We start from the raw sequence: 21,059 nt of genomic DNA, 5'->3' as shown, positions 1-21,059 counted from the left end.
CTGTACAGGGGGTAAGTGATTCTGGTGTTATTCTGAGAGCAGTATCTGGTATACAGCTTCGACACACCGTACATATTTGTATAAGCAAGGTCAACCGGATGCATTTTGAAATTAAATGTCGGAATGGATCATTTTGTGTCCGAATGGAGGAGAAATAAAATGCAAGGTCTGATAGAATTTAAAACAAATAGTAATAATTACTATCGAAATAATAGGAAAGAGGGATGATATGAGGGTAAAAAAGGTAAAAATATGATGTGGTGTGCCGGACTGTCTTTAGCCGTAATGGGGTGGCTGACAGCACCTGTATTAGCTGCCGATGAGTCTATTGTTACACGTGATATTGTTGTGGAAGAGAATAGGGTTCTGGAGGAAGCAAAACTTGAATCCCAGCAGACTACAATCATTATCGAACGTCTCCCAATTCTGGAGTCGGAAATATAGGAATGGTTTCTGCTGATATTGCGCCGGTGGTTAATACTATCGTGTCTTATTTGGCTAAATCATGGAAACCGGAGGATGACAGTAAATTACCGTTACATATATTGGAAGAATTAGGCATTGTTATACCGCAAATTGGTACTGTTCTTGTACAGGACCAGATAGCACCTCTTAATAGGGCTGCCTTTGTTCAGGTCAAACATCAATTCGGTGATACCGTTGGTGTCCAGGCCTGGTATCTCCGATCCGTAGATGATGATACGCACGCTATTGCCTATGCTGACGGAGATCATAACGATGCGGCCTTCTTCGACCAGCTGGCCAACGTCATCGGCCTCGGTGCCGCTTGGCGCATCGGTGACAATATCCGCTTCTCCTATGACTGGGGTCAGAACCGCACGGATTTCGGACGATTTATGAACGGCAGTACTCTATACACGCATGAAGCCGGCACGTCAGACTTTTCCATCAACGGCCGCGCCAACGGCGGCACGCCGCGATTCTGGGTAGCCCGTGTCGACATCGGCAAGTCCGATACGGACAAGCCGGGCAGCTGGAATGCTTTCGCGGACTACAAATACTTCCAGCACGGCTCCTTCTTCGGCGGCAACGGCACGGAGGGCGTGCCTGATAGATACCTCGACGGCATCAAGAGCTTCACCGTCGGCGGCGGCTACGTCCCGGCCAAGGATCTCCTCCTGGAAGCGTTCTACACCTTCGATGCCAAGGGCATCGGCAGGCGTGATACCTTGTATGGGTCGGAAAACTTTACGCTGGGGGATTACGTTCGCGTTCAGGTAACGCACCGCTTTTGATATCTGTAAGAGCAAAAAAAACACATAGGCTTTGGTTTACAAAAAAGGTCGGAGTATTTTGTTCCGGCCTTTTTTTGCCGTTATAAAAAGCGTATTTTATTTCAGTGTAGTACTTTTTGTTTTTTCCGCATATGTTTTTCCATTGCGGTAAGTATGATATAATAAAAGGTACGTTCTTACAGTACTGGATTAACAATAAAAGGAGCAGGTATAATGCGGCCATTTGTTCATTTACATGTCCATACGCAATACAGTCTTTTTGACGGTCTGTGCCGAATTCCCGACATGGTGAAAAAGGCCGGCGAACTGGAAATGCCGGCGGTTGCCATTACCGATCATGGCAATATGTATGGCGTGATTCATTTGTATAAAGAAGCTAAAGCGCAGGGAATCAAACCTATCTTAGGCTGTGAAGTATATATGACGAGAGGCAGCCGGTTTGAGAAGAAGGCCAAGGAACGACTGTGCCATTTGATTTTACTGGCGAAAAATAATACAGGATATCACAATCTTGTGAAAATCGTATCCAAAGGATTTGTGGACGGGGAAAATAATTATCATAAGCCTCGCGTGGACTATGATTTGCTGGAACAATATCATGACGGGCTTATTGCGATGAGTGCCTGCATTGAGGGGCATATACAGCAAGATATTCTTAATCACAATGAAGAAGGCGCGCTGCGTACGCTGCATCACCTGATTAGCATTTTCGGTAAGGATGATTTTTATTTGGAAGTTCAAAATCATGGACTGCCGGAGGAAAAAATTGTTCGTACCGTTTTTAAGCAGTGGTCTCAGGAATATGGATTGAAGCTTGTGGCGACCAATGACTACCATTATATCGAAAAGTCTGATGCGGCGGCGCAGGAGGTAAAGCTGTGCATCTCGACAGGAAGTACCCTGGACGATCCGTCTCATTTTCGATTTTCTAATGATGAATTTTATATGAAAAGCGGCGAGGAAATGGCAGCCCTGTTTTCTGACATGCCGGAGGCACTGGATACGACTCTGGAAATTGCCGGAAAATGTGACGTCGATATCAGTTTTAGTGAACGTCATTTGCCTAAATTTGTCGTTCCGGACGGTGAAACAGATGAGACGTATCTGCGTAAGCTTTGTGAAGAGGCACTGCCGACACGGTATGATCCGGTGACGCCGGAGGTGCGCCAGCGGATGGATTACGAACTGAGTGTTATTAATAAAATGGGATTTCCTTCTTATTTTCTCATTGTATGGGATTATGTGAAGTTTGCGCGGGATCACGAAATTCCCGTCGGGCCGGGGCGAGGCTCGGCAGCGGGATCTGTCGTGGCCTATTTACTGGGGATTACGGGATTGGATCCGCTGAAATATGATTTACTGTTTGAACGGTTTCTTAATCCGGAACGGGTGACTATGCCGGATATTGATATGGATTTTTGCTATGAAAACCGCGGCCGGGTCATCGATTACGTGACGCGGAAATATGGCAAGGATCATGTAGCTCAGATCATTACGTTTGGAACCTTGGCTGCCCGGGCTGTATTGCGCGATGTCAGCCGGGTTCTCAATATTCCCTTGAATGATGTGAACCGATTTATGAAACTGGTACCTCCTGAACTAGGGCTTACGCTGGATAAAATATTGAAAACCAACAAAGACGTTCAGAAGGAGTATGAATCTGATCCGGCGGTACGCCACCTGTTTGCGGTTGGTAAACCGCTGGAGGGGCTGGTACGGCATTCGTCTACGCATGCGGCAGGCGTCGTCATATCGGCGGCTCCCGTAGATGATTATGTCCCTATGCAGTATTCAAAGGAAGGGTATTTGACGACGCAGTATGACAAAGACCTTGTAGAGGAATTGGGGCTTTTAAAAATGGATTTTCTCGGCCTGCGGACACTGACGGTCATTGGCGATGCGGTGAAGCTTATTCGCAGGGAGCACGGCATCACCATAGATATCAATGCCATTCCTCTGGATGATGAAAAAACTTGTCATATGCTGACAGAAGGCGATACGGCCGGCGTGTTCCAAATGGAATCCGAGGGTATTACTGATCTGGTCAAGAGCTTAGCACCGACTCATTTTGAAGATATGATTCCCCTGGTGGCCTTATACCGGCCCGGCCCATTAGGAAGCGGCATGGTAGATGATTTTATCAAACGAAGTCATGGGGAAACGAAGGCAACGTATCTGCACCCGCTTCTGGAACCTATATTGAAGGATACGTACGGTGTTATTCTCTATCAGGAACAGGTTATGCAGATTGCCTCTGTTATGGGCGGTTTTACGCTGGGACAGGCTGATTTACTGCGCCGGGCGATGGGTAAGAAAAAGGAATCCATTTTGGCGGCGCAGCGGGAAAATTTTCTGGCAGGGACAAAGAAAAATAATATTTCCGATGATATTGCTAACAAGGTATTTGATCTGATGGTATATTTTGCCGGCTATGGCTTTAATAAATCTCATTCGGCAGCGTATGCCTATGTAGCCTGGCAGACAGCTTACCTCAAGGCGCATTACCGGGCAGAATTGATGGCGGCGACAATGACCAGCATGATCAATGATGCGGCTAAGATCAGTTACTATGTGTCAGAATGCCAGCATCACGGCGTAGAGGTCCTGTCGCCGGACGTGAATGCCAGCGTGTCTATGTTTTCTGTTGAAAACGGCGCGATCCGCTTTGGTTTCTCTGGTGTGAAAAGCGTCAGCGACAATGCTATCGCGGCTATTGTCAAAGCACGTGAGGAGGGCGGCCCCTTTTCTTCTCTTGGTGATTTCTGCAGCCGCGTCGATTATCATATTGTCAATAAAAAGGCAATAGAAAGCTTAATTAAATGCGGCGCCATGGATTCCTTCGGCAAATATCGGTCGCAGCTTATGACGGTTGTTGATCAGGCGATTGGCATGGGTTCGTTGAATCAAAAAGATTATGCGTCCGGTCAGATGGGACTTTTTGACAGCGGAGAGGAAAGGCAGGCTGTTGATTTGGTGTATCCGGACATAGAGGAATATCCCATTGAAATGCGGCTGGCCATGGAAAAGGAATATGATGGTTTTTATTTTAGCGGTCATCCGTTAAATAAATATAAAGACATGATGGAAAAGCTGACGCCTATTTCGGTGATGTTTGGTGAAGGGGCCCGGCAGTATGATGGGAAAAGCATGTGTGTCGGAGGCCTGATCACAGCAAAACGCCAGGTTACAACAAAGCGCAATGACCAGATGGCCATCCTGACCATAGAAGATTATACGAATACGGTCACGGTCGTCGTTTTTCCCCGGATATACAGTCAGTGCATGAATGCTACGGCCGTCGATATGGCTGTTACTGTCCGTGGCCGTGCTGATATTAATGATGACAATATTCAGCTGGTAGCTGAAGAAATAACTCTTTTAGGAAAGGATGGCAAACAGCCTGCGCCGGCTATATCCTCATCGGCCGCCCGCTATGCAGGCCCTGCGTGGCAGCTGGGTCAGGGCAGCAAGCTGTTTATCAAAATACCGGCTCATCTAGAAGGGACAGATTTGAGTACAAAGATTGCCGGCGTGTTGGAAAAATACCATGGCCCGGTCCGGGTCTATTTCCACCTTATGGGCAGCCGCCGCACTATTTTGACTGATGAGCAATATTGGGTGCAGTCAGATGACCGCCTGCACCAGGAATTAGAAGCTATGCTGGAGCCGGGATCGCTGGTATTGAAATAAAGATATATGTTGGGGCACGTTTGGAGCTGGATAGTAGACTGGCCGCGGGAAGTTAATCATGGATCTGCCTTTCAGCAGATTCATTTTTGGCTTCTTGCGCCGCCAGACGGCAGTTTTTATCTTTCAAGCGCGCCCGCTTGGCGTGAAGGTATTGCTCTGGTACTATTTTGGCCAGGACGACACGATAGCGTTCATTATATTGCCGCATAGCGTCATTGATTTCCTGATGAATTTTTAGGATGTGGTCTGGTGTATATTCTTCGGGAGGAATGTGCAGGTCACAAATGATATTCAGGCGAACCATACCGGCAGTTATACGCAGGTTATCCGTATGATAGTGCGGATATTTTTTTTGGATAATAGCGTCTAGAATATGCCGTACTTTATTGATGATATGGGGATTGGTGCACAATGGATCCATGTGGATATTGACTTCCATCTGGAAGGCATCTATGAGTTCATCCTCGAGTACATCCAGAGCGGCGTGAACTTCAACTAAGTCTGCCGTATCCGGTACTTCCGCATGAAGTGAGGCAAACATGCGTCCTGGCCCGTAGTCATGGATTTTGATATCATGGACGCCGACTACATAGGGGCATTTTAGGGCACATTGCACAATCTGCTGAACCAATTCGGGATTCGGAGCCCGTCCGAGGAGAATATTGATGACATCTTTGGCGATACCACAGCCGGTGTACATAATCAAAAGACCGATAGCCGTTCCAGCGGCGGCATCGACAGGAAGTGCTGTGAATTGCTGAAGAATTGTAGCGGCCAGCACGCCTGCGGTGGCAATGGCATCATTGATGCTGTCGGAGGCGGTTGCTTCATTGACACTGGAATTGATTTTCCGCGCAATATAGCGGTTGTACAAACACATCCAGCCTTTGATGGCAATAGAGAGCAGGAGAATGGCCATGCTCCAATAGGAAAATTCCATGGTTTCCGGTTCAAAAAATTTCATTACAGAAGTTTCACAAAGCTTGTAGCCTACGATCAGGATAATAATGGAAATCGTCAGAGAAGCCAGATATTCAAAACGCCCATGACCAAAAGGATGCGCCTTATCCGGCGGGCGGTTGCTTAATTTGGCACTGATAATAGAAATAAAGGACGCGCCCATGTCGGTGAGATTGTTAAACGCGTCAGACAGAATGGACATACTGTTCATTGTCATGCCGATGAGAAATTTACTGATAAAAAGAAATAAGTTACAGATGATACCTAAGATTCCGCCAAAGATACTGTACTGTTCGCGGACTTTTTTATCCGTTGTATTTTCGTAATTTTTAATATATAATCGAATAATTGCTGCTATCATAATAATCACCTTTCCGCACAAATTACCTACGATTATAACAAGTTTTTTCAGAGATGCAAGTGAAGACAAGAGAAGGAACCTGATTTTGCAGTGTATACGAAAGAGTACCGGCTGCGTATTTTGCAGAGTGTTTTGGTTTCATATATAATAGAGACACACCTGGAGAAGGTGTAAAAAGGAGTAATACTAATGAGGGACATGCCGCAGTTGTTGATTTTTGATATGGATGGGACGCTGTTTGATACTGAACCCATCTCATATATTGCCTGGAAGGCCGTTTGTGCAAAGTATGGCTATACCTTGAGTGAAAAAGTGTTTTATCAGCTTCTTGGTATGGATAACCGGCGTCTCTGCCAGATTCTGCAAGCGCATTTCGGACCGGAATTTCCGTATGAAGTAATTTGTCGTGAGAAAATGGCATATCAGCTGCAATATTACCGGGATCATACTATTCCCGGCAAGCCGGGACTGACAGCGTGTTTGCATTTCGCCGCAGCACATGATATACATTGTGCCGTTGCTTCTTCTTCACCTCCGGAAGTGATCCGATATTTATTGGAAAAGAACCGGGTTCGCTCGTATTTTCAAATTATTCAGAGCGGGGAGGATGTGGCGCATGGCAAACCGGCACCCGATGTGTTTTTAGCAGTATGCTGTCAATTGAGAATCGCTCCTGACCGGGCCTTAGTTATAGAGGACTCGCAGAACGGGATTTTAGCCGCTGCGGCAGCGGGTATTCCCGCAGTCTGGATTCCAGATCTTATTGAGCTGTCAGAGTCAGCCGCAGCCAAGGCCTGGAGAAAATGTACATCTTTGGCGGAAATACCCACTGTATTAATGGGCCGAACTGATTCAAGGGAGGTGAGTATATGCCTGTAATTCATCGTAAACGGATGATGGCTCTTTTGACGGTTTTATTAGGCATGCTGACGGCTATTGCGCCACTGTCGACGGATATGTATTTGCCGGCTCTGCCCGTGATGATGAATGATTTCGATGTCAGTCCGTCTATGATTCAGCTTACGCTGACCGCTTCTATGGCAGGTATGGCTGCCGGGCAGATCATTGCCGGTCCGGTCAGTGATGACAAAGGGCGGCGTAAACCGCTCATCATAGGCATGGCCTTGTTTGCGGCATCGACGGTGGGATGTATTTTTTCACCGTCCATATATGTTTTTCTGTTATTTCGTCTGGTGCAAGGGCTTTCCGGCGGGGTCGGCATCGTTATTGCAAGGGCAATTACCAGGGATGTGTGCAAGGGGCCGGCCCTTACCCGTTTCTTTTCTATGCTTATGCTGGTCAATGGAATTGCTCCTATTTTAGCACCGGTCATTGGCGGCCAGATTCTGCAATTTTCGACGTGGAAGGGCATCTTTGTTTTTCTTGCTTTTATAGGAGGAATTTTGGCAGTCAGTTCTGCTGTTATGCCGGAGACACTGCAGGTTAGGCATCGTGCCAGCGGTGGAGTGCTGGCCAGTATAAAGGGGTTCAGGCATCTCTTTGGCCAAGTGTATTTCATGGGACACTGCATGATGCAGTGCTTTGCCTTTGCCGCTTTTTTTGCATATATAGCCGGATCTTCTTTTGTATTTCAAAACGTGTACGGTGTGTCGCCCCAAATTTTCAGCCTTATTTTTGGGATCAATGGGATCGGGTTGTTGATCAGCGGCGCGGTGACGGGACGGCTGGCAGGAACGATTCCGGATTGGAAGCTGCTGCGTCTGTCGTTGTGGATTGCGATGGCGGGGAGCGCCGGCGTATTAGTCTGCTTTTTTATGCAGGCACCGCTTTTTCTGGTAGCGGCAGTTCTGTTTGTTACGGTTTCGACGCTGGCGGCCATGAGTACTGCCAGTTTCTCTCTGGCTATGCAGGAGCAAGGGCGAAACGCCGGGAGTGCGGCAGCGCTCATCGGTTTTTTCTCTATGATTTCAGGTGCCGTGATGGCTCCTGTTGTGGGGATTGCCGGCAGCTATACGGCGATTCCCATGGGACTTGCCATGGTTGCAGGTGAAGCGGGTGCAATGGCAGTGTTTTATGCTGCTATTGCACCGAAACATAAAAAGGAAGGGCCCTTGTGAGCCCTTCCTTTTTATATATTTCTGGAAACTAAATCTTCCAACGGCTCTGTTGGTTTTTGAAAGATAATCACTGGCTGCTTTTGCAGAAAATCCAATGCATATCCTACACAGGCAGCGGTTCCAAAGATCAGGCTATCTTCATCCAGATCAAATTCCGGCGTATGATGGTTGGCGCCGCTGCCTTTGGCTTTATTGGCAATTCCTGTAAAGGTCAATACGCCCGGATACAGTCGAGAGGTAATGGCAAAACTTTCTGATGCCATCCAGGGTTCACAAGGGTAAAGTATATCTTCCCCTATATATTTTTTGACGGCCGCCTCCGCTATTGCGACGCATGTTTCGTTATTTTGTACTTCAAACAAAGGCAGGGGCATATGCAGGATTTCATAAGTACAATTGTAAGAATCGCAGGCATTTTTCAGCAGATGAAGAAATTCTTCGTAAAATCGTTTTCCCGCCTTATCATAGTTGAAGAAGCGGCAGGTACCGGCAAACGTCAGATCATTGGGAATGACATTGAGGGTATTGCCGCTGTGGATACTGCCGACGGATACGGACAGGCATTCCATGGGAGATACGGAACGCAGGCGCAGGGCCTGGAGATTACCGTAAAAATCGTGGAAGCAGTCGATGGGACTTTCTGCCAGATCCGGGCGTGAGCCGTGACCGCCATGACCTTTAATTTTAATTTTGAAGCCGAAGCCGCCAGCCATGGGAGAGCCGTGGCAGACCGCAATTTTTCCGGTAGGAATATCCCAGCGGACATGAGTGGCATAGCAGGCATCAATATGCCAGCCGCTGTCTTTTTCCAGAAAACGGAGCAGATATGCCAGCGGTCCCGATTCTTCTTCTCCTTGTTCAAACATGAGGATGATTTTTCCATTCCACTGTTCTTTCCGTTCATGCAGCACCTTGGCGGCAATCAGTCCCATTGCAATGTGACCGTCGTGCCCGCAGGCATGCATGACACCCGGATTGCGGGAAATGCAGACACGCGGGCCGGATAAATTAGCTTCTGATTCATCAATAGGCAGAGCATCAATATCGGCGCGCAGCAATATAGTTTTACCGGCTTTTTTGCCGTCGATCCAGCCGATGATGCCCCCTTTATCAACACGGCGGTTGGCAATTCCATATTCATTCAGCTTATTTTCAATAAAGTTCAGCGTGTTTGTTTCCTGCCGGGATAATTCTGGATATTGGTGGCAGTGACGACGAATGGCGACGAGTTCCGCCGCATATTGCTGTATCGTTTTCAAAATATCATTTCTCATATGTATATCCCCTCTGTCATGTAGTTATTCTTCAATACCGATGCGGGCATGGATCCCTCTGTCAAAAGGATGCCTGCGCTTGCATATTTCTGATACGTAGTCGGACATATCAAGGAAGCGTTGGGACGGATTGCGTCCGGTCATAACCACTTCAACAGTAGCAGGTTTGGTTTTCAGGAAGTTCACAACCTCGTCTTCCGCCAGCAGCCCTAAGCTGCATGCCGGAAGTATTTCATCTAAAACGAGCAGATTGGGTGTTTCCCTGCGGCACCGTGCCAGTACCTGATGCAGCAAGCGGGTTTGCTCATCTTTGACCTGGGCCAGCTCCGCGGGTGTCATTTGAAAGGTAAATTTAGGAGTACCCTTTCCCCGCATGACGGCAATCGTGTCAAAGCGCTGCAGCGCTTGAATCTCTCCGGTATCTCTGCTTTTCAAAAACTGGGCAAAGATAATGCGGCCGCCCCGTCCGGCACAACGTATTGTCAGGCCCAGTGCGGCAGTTGTTTTTCCCTTGCCGTCACCACAGTAAATATGAATCAATCCCGTATCCATGAAGCACCTCCCAAATTAAATTTTATACAGGTTAAGTATAGCACATGGCCGTTCAGCGGGGTAGACTATAACGAATGACTATTCATTATCTTTACAATCGTGCTATAATGCTATAATATAGGATAAAAATGAAATGATTTGGGAGGGCTGGATGTGAATCAAATCGTGCGCAAGGTGCTGATTGCATTGAATGAAGCCGGATACGAAGCCTATATTGTAGGCGGCGCTGTCCGTGACATGCTGATGAGCAAAGTGCCTCATGACTATGATGTCACGACCTCTGCACGGCCTGAGGAAATAAAAGAGGTTGCCAGCCAAAAGGGATGGCATACAGTAGAAATCAAAAGTGACCGGTTTGGCGTCGTCGTCATCGCCGCAGAGGGGATGACGATTGAGACCGCATCTTTTCGCGGCGAAGTATACGGTCAGGATAGTCACCGGCCCGAGCACGTATGGTATGCCAATACCTTGCAGGAAGATGTTCTGCGCCGTGATTTTACAATCAATGCCCTGGCCATGGATGCAGAGGGGCAGATATATGATTATACAGGAGGGCAAAAGGATATTCGGGAGAAACGGCTTATTACGGTAGGCGATCCAGCACAGCGCTTTCGAGAGGACGCGCTGCGTCTGTTCCGGGCCTGCCGCTTCATTGGACAGCTTGATTTTCTTCCTGTCTGCAAATTAACGCAGGCTATGCCGCTGGCATTTCCCCGTGTTGCCGGACTGTCGCTGGAACGGGTGGTCAGTGAAATTGACCGTCTTATGGTAACGCCTGCCGCATACAAGGGTCTTGACGTTCTTGTTCGGTCCGGACTGGGGGCCTGTGCCTGCCGCCGGAAACTGAATGGCCAGTATGAAGCGGTTCCGATTTTGCCGGAATGCAGCCATTTGCCGGATACACCTCAATCCAAGCCGTTTCATATGTTTGATGCCTGGTTTCACACCTTGGCTTCAGTTGCAAATTCACCGGCCGATCCGATTATTCGGTATGCTGTTTTTTTTCACGATATTGCGAAAGGGCTGCCGGGTATCCGTGGTATCCATGACGGTCGGTATACCGATTATGGTCATGACATCCAGGGGGCAGAAATCGCCCGGCAGATATTGCGGCGGTGGCAGAAAAGCCCGGACTTTGCCGATCGGGTCGCCTGGCTTGTCAAGACGCACATGAAGTTTCATTATTTTGCCAATACAGGACAGGGCGATGTAGATAAATGGCTGCGTCGTGAAGCGCGGGAAGGGCCGTTCCGGCGTACGGCCCATCTGGTAAATGCGGTCGGTCAGGCCATTGAAGTTGCCTGTGCCGATATACTGGGCTGTGGTCATCCGCATGCTGATGCGAGCGGTACAAGATCTTTCGGCGAATATATGGAATTACGGGCCTGGCAAATGCCGGTCAGTCCCAAAGATCTGCGCTATGACCGGCGTATACCAGAAATCTGCGGCCGGCATACGGGTCAATGTTTGCAGGTGCTTTTAAAACGGGTTCAAAATAAGGAATTGCAGAATACGGCAGATATACTGGTCGAAGCGGCCGGTAAATGGATGAAGCGTCATGATGGGGAATAGAGAATGCTGTTAGATAAGGATGCTAAACAATATAAAAACATACGCAGGCGGATTACTGTATGTGTCATCTTTTTACTGGGATTCTGCGGTCTTGTCAGTGGCAGGCTGTTCTGGCTCCAGATCGTCAAAAGCGCGGATCTGGCACAGCGGGCGGATAATCAAACCGAAGAAGACCGCAAGCTGCAGTCACCGCGCGGTACGATTGTCGACAGGGACGGCACGGTACTGGCTATCAGCGAAATGGCCAAATCCCTTTATGCAGATCCGACTATGATGGATCGGACACCTGCGGAAATGGCGCATATTCTGGCTCCATACCTGCGCATCAAAGAAGATATCATAAAAGAACGGCTGGGCCGGGATACGGCCTTTGTCTGGCTGGACCGTACGATGGACCACGAGAAATATGAAGCGCTGGAGGAAGTTATTAAAAAAGATAAATTGAAGGGCCTGCGGTTTGTCGATGAAAGCCGCCGTTTTTATCCAAACGGCCCAATGGCTGCGCAGCTCCTTGGATTTGTCGGTGAAAATGATAAGGGCCTTGACGGTGTCGAGATGGTGTTTGACAAAGAAATTCGCGGTAACATCCAAAAATTTCGTTTGACGACAGATAGGAACAACGTGCCGATTTTTGACTCGGCCCTCGAAAAAATATTACCTGACAAGGAACGGTCTGTACGTCTTACGATCGACAGTACGATTCAATATGAAGCAGAAAAAGGGTTGGACGGCATTATGGAGCGCAGTCATCCGGAAGGGGCCGCAATCATTATTATAAATCCCAAGACGGGAGAAATATTGGCTATGGCCAGCCGGCCGACCTTTGATCCCAATGAATACAGCAAGGGCAGCCCTGAAAAATTTAAAAACCGTGCGGTTGTCAACTTATATGAACCAGGATCGACCTTTAAGCCGATTATGGCTGCGGCTGCTATTGATTCGGGTAAGTGGGATCTGAATCGTGTATATCACGATGTAGGATATATTCATATCGATGACCGCACGATCTACAACTGGGATGATCAAGGTTTGGGAAACGTCACCTTGAAGGACATTTTAAAATTCTCCATCAACACCGGTATGTCAGAAATCGGATTGACAACAGGCGGTAAAATATTGACGGAATATGCGGAACGCTTTGGTTTTGGAAAGCCGACAGGAATCGATCTTCCCGGAGAAGGTGCTGGAATTTTGTTTAATCCCAGCACGATGAGTAAGGTCGATGAAGCGATTATGGCGATTGGTCAGGGCGTAGCCGTGACCCCGCTGCAAATGGTACAGGCCTTTGGCGCTATGGCCAATGGCGGGCATATGATGAAGCCTTTTGTTGTCAAAGAGATTGACAATCCAGATGGTTCTGTCTATCAAAAAACGGAGCCGCAGGAGGTAGGACAGCCGGTTACTAAAGAAACAAGTCAGGCTATCAGTAAAATAATGGCGGAAGAAATTTCCTCTGGCGGCGGACAGAACGCGCAAATCGACGGATATCAGTTCTGCGGTAAGACCGGTACGGCTCAGCGTCTGAATAAAGAAGGAACGGGATATGCTGAAGGACAATATATTGGTTCCTTTGTTGGCTTTGGCCCATTGGAGGATCCGCAATATGTAGTTCTTATCGTTGTCGATAATCCAAACGGAGTCTATTATGGCGCCCAGGTAGCAGCGCCGGTTTTTAAGGAAATTATGACAGAAATCGTGCGTATCAAGGGTATACGCCCGTCCCAACCGATAGAAGGGAAGCCCGTTCGGGCAGCGGCAGAGCCGGAAAAACACCGGGATATCCCGGTAATCCAACACTCTGACGACGGAGTTTTTATTCCGTCCTTTATGGGTTGGGACAGCCGCGAGGTCAATGACTGGCTGAATCAGGCCGGTCTTGGCTTCGTACCAAACGGCACGGGACAAGCCGTATATCAAGATCCTAAAGCGGGAAGCTATGCCCTTCCCGGGAGTGATGTCACAGTAACTTTTATGCGTTAGAGGAGGATATAAGGGTGCAGATCTTAGACGGAAGACAGGTGGCCGCATTTCACCGTGAACAAATCGTACGCCGCCTGGATGACTTACACAAGCGTGATATACAGCCGGAACTGGCGATTATATTGATAGGTGCCGATCGCCCGTCGGGTATGTATGCCAAATCAATGCAGAAGGTAGCCCATTCAGTCGGTCTTTCGGCAGAGATTTACTATAAGGAAACCGCTGCGCAGGAAGATGAATTGATTGACATGCTGGAATACTTCAATGAGCAAAAACATATTTGGGGTATCCTGCCGATGATGCCGCTGCCGCGGCGGCTGGACACGCATAGGATTGTTAATTGCATGGATCCGGAAAAAGATATAGATGGTCTGACGGACAGCAATATTGCACGTTTAGTTACCGGCCGGCCTGGTTTTGTGCCATGCACTCCCAAGGCGGTAATGGCCATTTTTGATTATTACCATATTTCCCTAACAGGAAAAGAAGTGGCGATTATCGGCAGAAGCAATGTTGTCGGAAAGCCGCTGGCACAGCTTTGTCTGAACCGAAATGCGACGGTTACTCAATGTCATACACGAACAAAGAATCTGCCGCTGCTTTCCCGCAGAGCGGATATAGTCATTGCCGCTGCCGGAAAAGCGGGTCTTGTAACGGCTCACATGGTTAAATCTGGTGCTGTCGTCATTGATGTCGGTATCAACCGTGTAGACGGTATCACCATCGGTGATGTGGACTATGAGGGGATGACAGAGGTTGCCGGAGCCATGACGCCCGTGCCGGGCGGAGTTGGCGCCGTCACGACGATGATGGTATTGGAAAATGTTGTCTGTGGACATACACAGGGAACGTAAATTTTTGAGATGAGGTGTACAATATGCATATTCTGGATACGTTTTTAATTCATTATTTACATCGGTTTGACAGTCATTGCTTTGCTGTTGAATTACATGGGAAATCCTATACGATCGGAGAGGGCGAGCCTCTTTTTAAAGTCATTATTCATGAAGACATTCCGAAAAAGGCATTATTGTCTTCCACATCCCTGGCTTTGGGAGAAGCGTATATGAAAAAAACTATGGAAATTGAAGGAGATTTATTTACGGCTCTGAAATGCATCCTGAGCCAGTCCAGTCAATTTTCATTGGATAAGGGCGCTTTGGGCCGTATTTTATATACGCCGGAATCTAAATCCAATCAGAAAAAGCAAGTTTCTTCCCACTATGATCTGGGAAATGACTTTTATCAATTATGGCTTGATCCATCCATGAGCTATTCCTGCGCATATTTTAAAAACGATACGGATACGCTGGAGCAGGCGCAGCATAACAAGGTTCACTATATTCTGGAAAAGCTGCATCTCCAAAAGGGCATGACACTGCTGGATATTGGCTGCGGCTGGGGATATCTGCTCATCGAAGCAGCTAAAAAATATGGGATCAAAGGCTATGGCTGCACACTCAGTCAGGAGCAGTGGAAAAAAGGGCAGGAACGAATTCAGCAGATGGGACTCACCGGTCAGGTGCAGATCGATCTGGTGGATTATCGTGATTTATTGCAGGAGGGCAAGACGTATGATCGGATTGTCAGTGTGGGTATGCTGGAGCATGTGGGCCGCTCTAATTACGGACTTTATATGGAAACAGCAAGTCACTTGCTGAGGGAAGGCGGCCTTTTTCTGCTGCATTATATCAGCGGACACGATGAAAGCGTCAGTAATCCGTGGATGCGCAAATATATTTTCCCGGGCGGCACACTGCCCTCTCTGCGGGAGATTATCAGCCGCGCCTATGACAATGAATTTCAGGTGCTGGATGTGGAAAGTCTGCGCCGGCACTATTATAAGACGCTGATGTGCTGGTATCATAATTTCCAGGGAGTGAGAGATCAGGTCATTGCCAGCCGGGGAGAAGAATTTGCCCGCATGTGGGATCTGTATTTATGCGGCTGCGCTGTTTCCTTCTATATCGGTAATATTGACCTTCATCAAATTCTTATGACTAAGGGCACTAATAATGATCTGCCTATGACACGGTGGTATTAATAAAACTCCTGCACATTGTAAAAATTAAATAATAATTGCCTGCTGTTTTTATACTAAAAGCCATTGTCCTAAAGGGGAAATCCGGGTACAGTGGCTTTTAGTATTTTTTTTATTGATGAGCAATAAAAAAAGCTATTCTGCTGTTATATCCATACTTGCTGTAATATGCATAAAAAGCAACGACGCTATTCTTGACATTTATAGAGAACGAGGCTATACTTTAGTTAAACGTTATACCGAAAAAAAAATAAAATATATTTTTTTTTATTGCACAAGGAGTGATTCCTAATGATTAAAAAACAGTTAATCAAAACAGTGGATGGGAATGAAGCGACTGCTGATGTGGCGTATGCCTTTACGGAAGTGGCGACGATTTACCCAATTACGCCGTCTTCACCGATGGCGGAGCATGTCGATGTATGGTCTGCCAAGGGACGGAAAAATTTATTTGGGCAACCTGTAAAATTAGTGGAAATGCAATCGGAAGCAGGTGCTATCGGCGCTGTTCACGGGGCATCCGAAACCGGCAGTCTCTGTTCCTCTTTTACGGCTTCGCAGGGGTTGATGCTGATGATTCCTGTCATGCACCGCTTATCCGGGGAATTAAAGCCAGCTGTCCTCCATGTGGCAGCTCGTACGGTTGGGACGCATACAATGTCTATTTTTGGCGATCATTCCGATGTCATGGGCTGTCGCAACACCGGATTTGCCATGCTTTGCAGCGCTAGTGTACAGGAATGTGCTGACCTGGCAGCTGTGGCACATTTATCAGCTATCAAAGGTCATGTGCCCTTTATGCATTTTTTTGATGGTTTCCGTACGTCTCACGAAATTCAAAAAATACATATGCTGCCGGAAGAAGAATTGAGAAAATTAATTGATCAGGAAGCGCTGTATGATTTTAAACGGCATGGCCTTAATCCGGAACATCCGGTTATGCGCAGTACGGTAACCAATCCGGATATGTTTTTCCAGTCTCGCGAAGCAAATAATATTTGGTATGACAGACTGCCCTTCATCGTACAAGACTATATGGACCAGATCAGCGAGCTCACAGGCCGGGACTATAAGCTGTTCAACTATTACGGAGCAGAAGATGCAGAATATGTCATTGTTGCCATGGGTTCCGTTACCGGAGCCATCCAGGAAACCATCGATGCGCTTAACGCGCAGGGAAAAAAGACCGGCTATGTGCAAGTTCACCTGTTCCGCCCGTTTTCTTTGGAACATTTTCTGGAAGCTATGCCAGATACGGTTCGCTGTATTACCGTTATGGACCGCACTAAGGAGCCGGGGGCGCTGGGTGATCCTCTCTTCGTCGATATCTGTGCCGCAGTCAAGCATACGGGCAAGGCTGTTTCCGTTTTGGCCTGTCGGTACGGCTTATCGTCCAAGGATGTTTCACCGGCTTCGATCCATGCTGTCTTTGACAACATGAAAGCATTACAGCCGAAAGAACATTTTACGGTAGGAATTGTAGATGACGTTACTCATTTGTCTATACCGGATATACCTATCAAGGTCGATATGACCGGAACGGTCAACTGCAAGTTCTGGGGATTTGGCTCTGACGGCACGGTAGGCGCCAATAAAAATTCCATCAAAATTATTGGCGGCAATACGGATATGTATGTGCAGGCATATTTTGAATATGACACGAAAAAATCCGGCGGTGTGACAAAATCACATCTCCGTTTCGGCAAGAAACCGATCCGTGCGACGTATTACATTAAAGAAGCAGATTTTTTGGCCTGCCATAAACAGGCGTACATGGACTGTTATGATATTGTAAGCGAAATTAAGGACGGCGGTATTTTCCTTCTCAACTGCAGCTGGAATGCGGAGGAATTGGAAACACATTTAAGCAATGCGGTAAAACGGCAGATTGCCGAGAAGAATATTCATTTTTATACCATCGACGCCACGAAGATTGCCGAAGAAATTGGTTTGGGCAGCAATCGTACCAACACGGTTCTGCAAGCCGCATTCTTTAAGCTGACGGAAATTCTTCCTGTCGGCGACGCTGTGAAACATATGAAAGACGCTATCGCAAAAACGTATCTTACAAAAGGCGAAAAAGTCATTGCCATGAATCAGGCCGCAGTGGATCGCGGTATTACCGATGTTGTGAAAATCGAGGTGCCGGCAGATTGGAAACAGCTTCCGAACGCTTCGGAAATTAAAAAAGAATGCAACACCCCTGATTTTATCAGAAAAATCTGTGAACCTGCCAATGCGCAGCTTGGCGATACGATCCCTGTCAGCGAATTTGTTCAATATGCCGACGGATCCTATCCGCTTGGATCGACGAAATATGAAAAACGCGGCGTAGCCTCGGTGGTTCCCAAATGGATTCCTGAAAACTGTGTGCAGTGTAATCGCTGTTCTCTTGTCTGCCCTCATGCGGCTATTCGTCCATATTTGGTAACAACTGAAGAAAAGAAAGCGGCGCCTGCCGAATTTGTGACCAAAAAGGCTGTCGGAAAGGGATTGGAGCCATACGAATTCCGCATCCAGGTTTCACCACTGGACTGCTATAGCTGCGGCACCTGTGTCAACGTGTGTCCGGCAAAGACAAAAGCACTGATTATGGAACCGTTGGATACGCAGCGTCATGAAAGTGTTAATTGGGAATATGCTCAGCAGATTATTCCGAAAGATACAGGACTCGATAAATTTTCTGTCAAGGGCAGTCAATTTAATCAGCCACTTCTTGAATTCTCAGGAGCGTGCGCCGGTTGTGCTGAAACTGCATACATGAAGATTTTGACGCAGCTTTTCGGCCCGCGCATGATTGTGGCTAACGCTACTGGCTGCACACAGGCATGGGGATCGGCCATGCCGAGTATTCCATATACGACAAATCGGGAAGGCTTTGGTCCAGCATGGTCTAACTCTGTATTTGAAGATAATGCGGAATTTGCCCTGGGCATGTCCTTATCCATGGATCAGCAGCGTGAAGATATCCGTTTGAAATCGGAAAAGCTGCTGCCCATGACGGACGGCAAGCTGCAGACTGCTATTCGGGATTGGCTTGATTCCCTGGGAGTAGCAAACGAAGGCGAAGTGACAGAAGACATCAGCCGTGCATACATTGCAGCGCTGACAACGGCCAGCCTGAAAGGCGAAGCGGCCTGCCTGCAGCAATATATACTGGCGCATAAAGAACACATCATCAAAAAAACCATTTGGATGTATGGGGGCGACGGCTGGGCGTATGATATTGGATATGGCGGATTAGACCATGTTCTCGCTATGAATGTCAATCTCAATATTATGCTTGTCGATACGGAAGTATATTCTAATACAGGCGGGCAGTCATCCAAGGCGACACCAGTCGGGGCAGTGGCTCAATTTGCCTCTTCGGGACGTAAGTTTAACAAGAAAGACTTAGGGCGGCTGCTGATGACCTATGGACATATCTATATTGCGCAAGTAGCCCTGGGAGCAGATCCCAATCAGCTGATCAAGGCTATCAAAGAGGCCGAAGCGTATGATGGGCCGTCTATTATCATCGCCTATTCTCCGTGCATCAATCATGGCTTGAGCGGTGGGATGGGCAATGCGCAGGCAGAAATGAAAAAAGCTGTAGATTGCGGCTATTGGCATTTGTACCGGTATAATCCCATTCTGCAAAAGGAAGGAAAAAATGCCTTTATCCTGGACTCTAAGGAACCTAAAGAATCATTCCGCGACTATCTTATGGGTGAAACCCGGTATGCCGCACTGACGCGGACCTTCCCGGAACTGGCAGATGAATTGTTTGTCAAGGCAGAAGAGTTTGCCCAAAAGAAATATGAAATTTACAAAGAGCTGGCAGATAAATAACCGCATATTCATTTGAATACAATAAAGACGAGGCTACCGCAGTATACTGAATAATGCGGCGGCCCCGTTTTATTTTGAAAGAAGGCATGATACAATACAGGTAGAGACAAAAAAGGAAGGCGGTATATCATGAAAAAAATCTGGCTTGTCCGTCACGGAGAAAGCGTTGCGAATGCCGGCGAAGCAACGCAGGATCATAAAAATATTCCCTTGTCTCCGCTGGGGATAAAACAAGCGCAAGCGTTGGCGCTCCAAATCCCGAAATGTCCCGATTTAATAGCCACTTCACCGTATTTGAGAGCACAGCAGACCGCGATGCAGACCATTGGTCGCTTTCCGGAAGCGGCTACGGGTATTTGGGATTGTATTCACGAATTTGTCTATTTGGCTCCGGCGACATGCATTGGGACGACCTCTGTGCAGCGGCGGCCCCGTGTTATTGCGTATTGGCGTAAATCAGATCCAGAATATATGGATGGTGAAGGCGCGGAAAGCTATAAGGACCTTATCGGCAGAATTGATTTGACGATGGATATTTTACAGCGCCGGCGGGAACGATTTATTGTTCTTTTTACGCATGGGCAATTTATTCGTAATTTCCTTCTCGTATATCAAAATCCCGGCCGGCCTGCTGCAGAATATATGGCAGCCTTCAGACGCAGCAAGCCTGTCCGCAATGGTCAGATTGTCGAAATTACGATATAACAATAGTTTTGAGAATGGATGCCGGTATCTTGTCAGAATCCCAAGCTGCTTTTTATGATAGCGACGGCAAGATCCTGGACGAGAGAAAGTGTCAGGGGAAGGCTTATCAGGGCGAGAACTGATTTAGTTCTTCTCCATATCATATCATTTCGGACAGCGTTTAAATAATGCTGCCCTTGGCGGGTAAGCCTGCTGAAATAGATATGACACGCCTGTTTTGAATTTGTGCCATAGTCATTGATAAGGAAACCGCTGTTTTCCAGCAGTTTCAAGTGGCCATTTATTTCAGATGGGGTATAGCCTGACAGGATAATCATATCAGCAGATACGATATATGAGCCATCACAATGATGCTCAGCCCATAATAAAATACTGCGTATTAAATCCCAATCGCATTGCATAGAACTCAGCTCCTTTTTGATTCATTGTAGCATAACAAAATGAATCAAAAAATGCCTGTTTTGGAATGGATATAGAAGCTAATTCTCTTTCGGAATATATAACAATATGTAATTAATGTCTACTGCACAAAAGCCACTTTTTGACACGGCAGCCATTTTAAGGCCCGTTTTACCTTCCACAGTAGTACCTGTAGGTAAAATAAAATTGGCGTACACTGAATAGCCTGGAGTTTTCCCAGGTTCAGTGCCAAAATAGACAGCGCTATCACACTCTGTGTCGTTTCTTTCAGATAGGTTCTGATTTGAGTAAGGCCAAACCGACGTTTCGCTAAACTGAAAGCTCGTTCTACTTCCACGC

General features: G+C 47.3%; 16 protein-coding genes. 11 read left to right on the top strand and 5 right to left on the bottom strand.

The window, feature by feature from the left end; genetic code table 11:
* The first annotated feature begins 252 nt into the window (after positions 1–252).
* The 3 genes from AB840_RS11440 (at position 253) to AB840_RS11430 (ending at position 4,946) form a co-directional block, all read left to right on the top strand.
* On the top strand, positions 253–444 hold the full coding sequence (locus tag AB840_RS11440; protein WP_048514983.1) for a hypothetical protein: 192 nt from the start codon (positions 253–255) through the stop codon (positions 442–444).
* A gap of 2 nt (positions 445–446) precedes the next feature.
* Positions 447–1,256 (top strand): hypothetical protein, encoded by an 810-nt coding sequence (locus AB840_RS11435; protein WP_048514982.1) that lies wholly within the window; start codon positions 447–449, stop codon positions 1,254–1,256.
* Positions 1,257–1,469: 213 nt separating this feature from the next.
* Positions 1,470–4,946: a DNA polymerase III subunit alpha gene (locus AB840_RS11430; protein ID WP_048514981.1), complete on the top strand. Its 3,477-nt coding sequence runs from the start codon at positions 1,470–1,472 to the stop codon at positions 4,944–4,946.
* Between the two features lie 52 nt (positions 4,947–4,998).
* Here the strand turns inward: AB840_RS11430 and AB840_RS11425 are convergent, their stop codons facing one another.
* Positions 4,999–6,267, bottom strand: coding sequence for a cation diffusion facilitator family transporter (locus AB840_RS11425; protein WP_078791784.1), 1,269 nt, complete (start codon positions 6,265–6,267; stop codon positions 4,999–5,001).
* A gap of 189 nt (positions 6,268–6,456) precedes the next feature.
* Here AB840_RS11425 and AB840_RS11420 point away from each other — a divergent pair, with 189 nt between their 5' ends.
* Entirely contained in the window at positions 6,457–7,146 is a 690-nt protein-coding gene (locus AB840_RS11420; RefSeq protein WP_048514980.1) for an HAD family hydrolase, read from the top strand.
* Positions 7,137–8,345 carry a multidrug effflux MFS transporter gene (locus AB840_RS11415; RefSeq protein WP_048514979.1) on the top strand — a complete coding sequence of 403 codons (1,209 nt, stop codon included), beginning with the start codon at positions 7,137–7,139 and terminating at the stop codon, positions 8,343–8,345. Before AB840_RS11420 ends, AB840_RS11415 begins: the two co-directional genes overlap by 10 nt.
* 11 nt (positions 8,346–8,356) lie before the next feature.
* Here AB840_RS11415 and AB840_RS11410 read toward each other — a convergent pair whose 3' ends face one another.
* Together AB840_RS11410 and AB840_RS11405 are read right to left on the bottom strand one after the other, a co-directional pair.
* On the bottom strand, positions 8,357–9,619 hold the full coding sequence (locus AB840_RS11410) for a M20 metallopeptidase family protein (RefSeq protein WP_048514978.1): 1,263 nt from the start codon (positions 9,617–9,619) through the stop codon (positions 8,357–8,359).
* A 24-nt stretch (positions 9,620–9,643) separates the two neighbouring features.
* Positions 9,644–10,171: a cob(I)yrinic acid a,c-diamide adenosyltransferase gene (locus tag AB840_RS11405; protein WP_048514977.1), complete on the bottom strand. Its 528-nt coding sequence runs from the start codon at positions 10,169–10,171 to the stop codon at positions 9,644–9,646.
* 153 nt (positions 10,172–10,324) lie between these two features.
* On the opposite strand from AB840_RS11405, the gene AB840_RS17630 reads away from it, so the two are divergent.
* From AB840_RS17630 to AB840_RS11375, 6 genes are all read left to right on the top strand, one after another.
* Entirely contained in the window at positions 10,325–11,743 is a 1,419-nt protein-coding gene (locus tag AB840_RS17630; protein ID WP_048514976.1) for a CCA tRNA nucleotidyltransferase, read from the top strand.
* Between the two features lie 3 nt (positions 11,744–11,746).
* The gene (locus tag AB840_RS17625; protein ID WP_048514975.1) at positions 11,747–13,723 is read left to right on the top strand and encodes a penicillin-binding transpeptidase domain-containing protein; all 1,977 of its coding nucleotides are present in this window, start codon (positions 11,747–11,749) and stop codon (positions 13,721–13,723) included.
* A gap of 14 nt (positions 13,724–13,737) precedes the next feature.
* Positions 13,738–14,577, top strand: a complete 840-nt coding sequence (locus tag AB840_RS11390; RefSeq protein WP_048514974.1) for a bifunctional 5,10-methylenetetrahydrofolate dehydrogenase/5,10-methenyltetrahydrofolate cyclohydrolase — start codon at positions 13,738–13,740, stop codon at positions 14,575–14,577.
* Positions 14,578–14,600: 23 nt separating this feature from the next.
* The gene (locus tag AB840_RS11385) at positions 14,601–15,767 is read left to right on the top strand and encodes a class I SAM-dependent methyltransferase (RefSeq protein WP_048514973.1); all 1,167 of its coding nucleotides are present in this window, start codon (positions 14,601–14,603) and stop codon (positions 15,765–15,767) included.
* 288 nt (positions 15,768–16,055) lie between these two features.
* Entirely contained in the window at positions 16,056–19,595 is a 3,540-nt protein-coding gene (nifJ, locus tag AB840_RS11380; RefSeq protein ID WP_048514972.1) for a pyruvate:ferredoxin (flavodoxin) oxidoreductase, read from the top strand.
* 129 nt (positions 19,596–19,724) lie between these two features.
* On the top strand, positions 19,725–20,300 hold the full coding sequence (locus tag AB840_RS11375) for a histidine phosphatase family protein (protein WP_048514971.1): 576 nt from the start codon (positions 19,725–19,727) through the stop codon (positions 20,298–20,300).
* 32 nt (positions 20,301–20,332) lie between these two features.
* Here AB840_RS11375 and AB840_RS11370 read toward each other — a convergent pair whose 3' ends face one another.
* Both AB840_RS11370 and AB840_RS17175 read right to left on the bottom strand, forming a co-directional pair.
* A complete protein-coding gene (locus AB840_RS11370; RefSeq protein ID WP_048514970.1) occupies positions 20,333–20,701 on the bottom strand; it encodes a DUF2513 domain-containing protein in 369 nt (122 codons plus the stop codon).
* 119 nt (positions 20,702–20,820) lie between these two features.
* On the bottom strand, positions 20,821–21,059 hold a 239-nt coding region (locus AB840_RS17175), incomplete at its 5' end, for a hypothetical protein (RefSeq protein ID WP_048514969.1).

The organism is Megasphaera cerevisiae DSM 20462, assembly GCF_001045675.1.
In the GTDB taxonomy this organism is placed as follows: domain Bacteria; phylum Bacillota; class Negativicutes; order Veillonellales; family Megasphaeraceae; genus Megasphaera; species Megasphaera cerevisiae.
This window is presented reverse-complemented; position numbering and strand designations above follow the sequence as displayed.

What these genes read in the sequence shown, in the direction of transcription:
- AB840_RS11440 (WP_048514983.1), top strand. Translation starts at nt 253, where the DNA reads ATGATGTGGTGTGCCGGACTGTCTTTAGCCGTAATGGGGTGGCTGACA.
- AB840_RS11435 (WP_048514982.1), top strand. Translation starts at nt 447, where the DNA reads ATGGTTTCTGCTGATATTGCGCCGGTGGTTAATACTATCGTGTCTTAT.
- AB840_RS11430 (WP_048514981.1), top strand. Translation starts at nt 1,470, where the DNA reads ATGCGGCCATTTGTTCATTTACATGTCCATACGCAATACAGTCTTTTT.
- AB840_RS11425 (WP_078791784.1), bottom strand. Translation starts at nt 6,267, where the DNA reads ATGATAGCAGCAATTATTCGATTATATATTAAAAATTACGAAAATACA.
- AB840_RS11420 (WP_048514980.1), top strand. Translation starts at nt 6,457, where the DNA reads ATGAGGGACATGCCGCAGTTGTTGATTTTTGATATGGATGGGACGCTG.
- AB840_RS11415 (WP_048514979.1), top strand. Translation starts at nt 7,137, where the DNA reads ATGCCTGTAATTCATCGTAAACGGATGATGGCTCTTTTGACGGTTTTA.
- AB840_RS11410 (WP_048514978.1), bottom strand. Translation starts at nt 9,619, where the DNA reads ATGAGAAATGATATTTTGAAAACGATACAGCAATATGCGGCGGAACTC.
- AB840_RS11405 (WP_048514977.1), bottom strand. Translation starts at nt 10,171, where the DNA reads ATGGATACGGGATTGATTCATATTTACTGTGGTGACGGCAAGGGAAAA.
- AB840_RS17625 (WP_048514975.1), top strand. Translation starts at nt 11,747, where the DNA reads ATGCTGTTAGATAAGGATGCTAAACAATATAAAAACATACGCAGGCGG.
- AB840_RS11385 (WP_048514973.1), top strand. Translation starts at nt 14,601, where the DNA reads ATGCATATTCTGGATACGTTTTTAATTCATTATTTACATCGGTTTGAC.
- nifJ (WP_048514972.1), top strand. Translation starts at nt 16,056, where the DNA reads ATGATTAAAAAACAGTTAATCAAAACAGTGGATGGGAATGAAGCGACT.
- AB840_RS11375 (WP_048514971.1), top strand. Translation starts at nt 19,725, where the DNA reads ATGAAAAAAATCTGGCTTGTCCGTCACGGAGAAAGCGTTGCGAATGCC.
- AB840_RS11370 (WP_048514970.1), bottom strand. Translation starts at nt 20,701, where the DNA reads ATGCAATGCGATTGGGATTTAATACGCAGTATTTTATTATGGGCTGAG.